The following is a 3,906-nucleotide window of genomic DNA, read 5'->3' as shown; positions in this document are numbered from 1 at the left end:
TATGTTGCAGGGGTCATCTGTTCTTAATGACTACAATCAACGCCTTGTTGATGCCAATAGAGAACGTTGGCTGGAACAAGACAATAGCGGCTGGAATAGGTTGAATATGCTTATGAACGCCGGTCATGGCTTTGCAAGGAATTACGGCACGACGACGAATAATCATACAATCTCTAAGATAGAGGGCAATAATCCGTGGAAAAATGTAGGGGCTATAGGTTCTTTAGCACTTCAAGCAGCACCGATGGCTTTTGGTTACATGGCAGGTGGTCCAATGGGAGCAGCGTTGGCAGGAGGAGCATCCAAGTTTTTTTAGATTACATGAATCAAAAGAAAGCTCTGGAGAATAATTAAAGAATAGTTTTGTAGGAGAGTGTGATGGCATTTCCATTATTAGGCTTAGCTGCTGGGGTAGCAGGTGGGGCAGCATTGAGATATGGACCTCATATTTTTAGGTATCTTTATCCCAGAGTAGCTCCAAAAATGGTTACAGGGGCGAAAGGATTGGGACAATTAATGAAACCAAACCTGAAGAATCCTTTAGTAATTGGTGGGGCGATTGGGAGTATTCTGGATAATATAAATGAAGCACAAGCCCCATCCAACCCCTATTTACAGAATAGTCTGAATCCATATGGACCATTTATGCCCTATACGGCTCCTAGAGCGGAAATGCCTCTTGGATTTGATCAACATCCACCCATGCCAAATGCACTAGAGAGTACTCCACAAGAACTAAAACCTTATGTTAATGAACAAACGCAACCATTAGCACCCGCTTCCCCAACACCGACTCCTGAACTGACAGATGCAGAGAAATTTTTACAGTCCAATACTTATAAGTTTTTTCAATCAGATGCGTATCAGAAGCTCAAAGATCTTTTTGCAGGTATGGCAGAATCTTCATCAGACGGTTCTGGGTGGGATGCGCTTGCAAGTGGTGTGAAGCATCTTAATGAAGGTGATAAACGAAGAGAACAAGTCAATCAAACCGTCGAATACCTAAAATCTAAAGGCTACAGTGAAGAAGAGGCGCGGTTCATGGCTGGGAATAAAGATGCATTGAATGCTTTTCTATTACAAAAAGTGAACGGCGGTTATGATGCTAGATCTAAAGAAGAAATGGACCGCCTACGAGAAACAATAGATCTTAAAAATAGTGAAGCTATCAGTAGTAATACACTCCATGACATTGAACGTTTTATGAATTATATAGAAGAGAATGGTGATTGGGCTACGGGAAATCTTGCTGATTGGCAAGCTTCTTTTAAGGTTCCTCAACACCGTGATATGCGTTCACTGCTTGATTCCATTAAAAACCGTATAGGTATTGACCGTTTAGAAACGATGAGACGGTATTTACGCAATGGTGCTTCTGGTTTTGGTAACCTTACAGAAAGAGAGCTTGATATCTTAAAGAGCTATTTAGGAGAGATAAAGTACGACTTGGGTCATGAAGAGCTCTTGTTTAGGTTGAAAAAAATCCATCAGATTTTGGCTAAGATGAAATTAGACGTATTGAAATTGCTAGAAGACAGCAGCATTGAATTAACGCAAGAGAGTGTTGATAAGGTTACCTCACAGCCGCATTCTAAAGCTCCACAGCAAGGACGTAATGCTTTGCCACTTGTTACCAGCAAAGAAGAGGAAGATGCATTGCCTTCCGGTGCACGCTTTATTGGTGAAGATGGAAAGATAAGGGTTAAAGGGGCTTAAAATGGCATATATTCCTTATTCTCGCATTGTTGATGATGTATCTGATAATGATGGTACGTCTTCGGTGAAGAACAGTCGTGGTAATCAAGGAAAAACAACAACGGGTTATATTCCTTATTCCCCTCTTGTTGATGATGATACGGCTTCATTTAATACAAAATTTACAGCAGATGATTTTTCATTTGATGATAAAGATCTTACGTGGTCGGATGCACTAAGGAGTCATGGGATATCTGGTTTGACAGCAGGGTATAGTGATGAGATACAAGCAGCCAATGAAGCAGGTTTTACGGATTATTGGAGCGGCGATAAAAAGGCAGAAGAGGTTTATAATAGAAGAGTAGCCAAGGAACGTGCTTACCAAAAAGCCTTGGAAGAGAAACATCCATGGTTATCTTCTGGTGCTTATATTGCTGGTTCGATTTTACCAACATTAGCATCATTGGGGATCCCTGCTTTAAATTTTTTGCGAGCAGGCTCGACTTTAGGAAGTTTAGGTAGGGGAGCTATTGTTGGGGCAGGTTCTGGAGCTTTACATGGTTCTGGTGCAGGAAAAGGTTACAATGATACGGTGAATTCGGCATTAGCCGGTGGTGTTGGTGGGGCAGTTTTGACGCCGGTTGCTGCTTTAGGAGGTATAGGTATTTCTAAGGCAGTTCGTAGTTTAGGAAATGCTTTAAAATCGCCTCCACTTGTAAGGAATTATTTTAATCCTGCTCGTAAAGAGGTTTCAAATAAAGCTTTGAGAGAAGTTGCCAAGCAACTTTACGATAATAAACCCCAAAAGATCACGGAACGTCTTAGCTCAGAACCTCAGGAAGTATTTTTGACAGATATTAATGAAAAACTACGACAGACTTTGTGGAATGCGTCTAAAACAAATGAAGATGTTTATAATCTCTTGAAACAAGCGCATGAGAAAAGATTGGGAGGTTCTGTTCAACGTCTTGATGATATGATGGAGCAGACGATTGTTCCATACCAGCATAGAGATATTTTAAGCAGGACACTTAAACGGCAAGGGAAAGAAGCGCATGATCATCTTTATGAACAAGCAAGGCAAACGCCGATAGGACGAGAGTATTATCCGGCTCTTAATAAACTTTTTGAAAATAAAGGGTTTCAAAAAGCTCTTAAAGAAGCTGTCAATACTTTAGAGGAACACCCTCTCAGTATAAATCCTAGAAGGTTTTATGATAGAAGATTTAGCAGTATAACCTATAAACCTACGATAGAGTTATTAGATCAAACTAAGCAGTCTCTCGATGATTTAATCGAAAAAAGTAAGAAACATGGCGATAACCAAAAGATTTTAGGATACGAAGTCCTCAAACAAAATTTGGTAAAAATAATGGACGAAATCTCTCCTACTTATAAAGCAGCACGCGGTAGTGCAGCAAAATTCAAAAACTTTGCAGATAGCTTTGAGGAAGGTAGACAAGCTTTTGGAACAAAGCTTGAAAAGAGTTTTGAAAGGGATGCAGTTCAGGAAAATCTTTCTAAAGGGAATTGGACAAAACAAAATAATACCTATCAGATGGGTATGAGAGATGCCTTAGATGATTTACTCAGAAAAAATGATGACCCTATTAATGAATTTTCTAAACTTTTAAAACAAAATCTTGCGTCTGAGAATCTTGAAAGGACCATAGGACCGGAACGGTTTTCTACTTTTAAAAAGGCAGTAGATCAGGAGAAGTTCTACTCTGATGCAGCAAAAGAAGGTTTTAGCAAATTTGAAGGCGCTCCTGAGTTTTCTATTCGTGATGGAGTTAGTTTCCCAAACCTTACTGATATGCACACTCAAGCTTTTAAATTAGCACGAAACATATTTTTCCACCCGAATGCTCCAGAGGCGCTACGGGCAAGACAAGAGCTAGAGCGCGGTATAGCGAAGTTAGCAACTTTTGGCGTTAAAGGAATGGAGCGCAATGAAATTGCCAAATTGATTCAAAGTGCTTTGAAGTGGCATAAAGCCGGTGTGATAACGGATGAAGGCTTGAAGATTGTTTCTAGAGCTGTAGCAAAAGGGTTAGGTCCTAGTGCTTCAATAGAGTATGCGAAATGACCCGTTCTAGTCCTTCTGTTAATCAAGCGATACGGCAAACGGCAGCGCGTTATGGTTTGCCAGAGAGTTATTTGTACCGTGTTGCGCAAGTGGAAAGTGGAGGCAATCCGAATGCAAGGAAT

General features: G+C 40.5%; 3 protein-coding genes and 1 pseudogene. All 4 read left to right on the top strand.

Translation table 11 applies throughout. The features are described 5' to 3' along the window. Positions 1 to 316, top strand: a pseudogene (locus ACFIMG_RS02560) (hypothetical protein); the annotation flags it as partial. A 62-nt stretch (positions 317 to 378) separates the two neighbouring features. Continuing rightward, complete coding sequence (locus tag ACFIMG_RS02555; protein WP_375678725.1) at positions 379 to 1,716, top strand: hypothetical protein; 1,338 nt, start codon at positions 379 to 381, stop codon at positions 1,714 to 1,716. Position 1,717: 1 nt separating this feature from the next. Continuing rightward, the gene (locus tag ACFIMG_RS02550) at positions 1,718 to 3,784 is read left to right on the top strand and encodes a glycine zipper family protein (RefSeq protein ID WP_375678724.1); all 2,067 of its coding nucleotides are present in this window, start codon (positions 1,718 to 1,720) and stop codon (positions 3,782 to 3,784) included. Further along, positions 3,781 to 3,906 (top strand): transglycosylase SLT domain-containing protein (locus ACFIMG_RS02545; RefSeq protein ID WP_375678726.1); only part of this gene is annotated, 126 nt, incomplete at its 3' end. The genes ACFIMG_RS02550 and ACFIMG_RS02545, both read left to right, overlap by 4 nt.

The organism is Bartonella sp. AP11XZML, from assembly GCF_042196445.1.
Taxonomy (GTDB): domain Bacteria; phylum Pseudomonadota; class Alphaproteobacteria; order Rhizobiales; family Rhizobiaceae; genus Bartonella.
This window is presented reverse-complemented; position numbering and strand designations above follow the sequence as displayed.

Coding starts and splice junctions, on each gene's coding strand:
- ACFIMG_RS02555 (WP_375678725.1), top strand. CDS start 379: ATGGCATTTCCATTATTAGGCTTAGCTGCTGGGGTAGCAGGTGGGGCA.
- ACFIMG_RS02550 (WP_375678724.1), top strand. CDS start 1,718: ATGGCATATATTCCTTATTCTCGCATTGTTGATGATGTATCTGATAAT.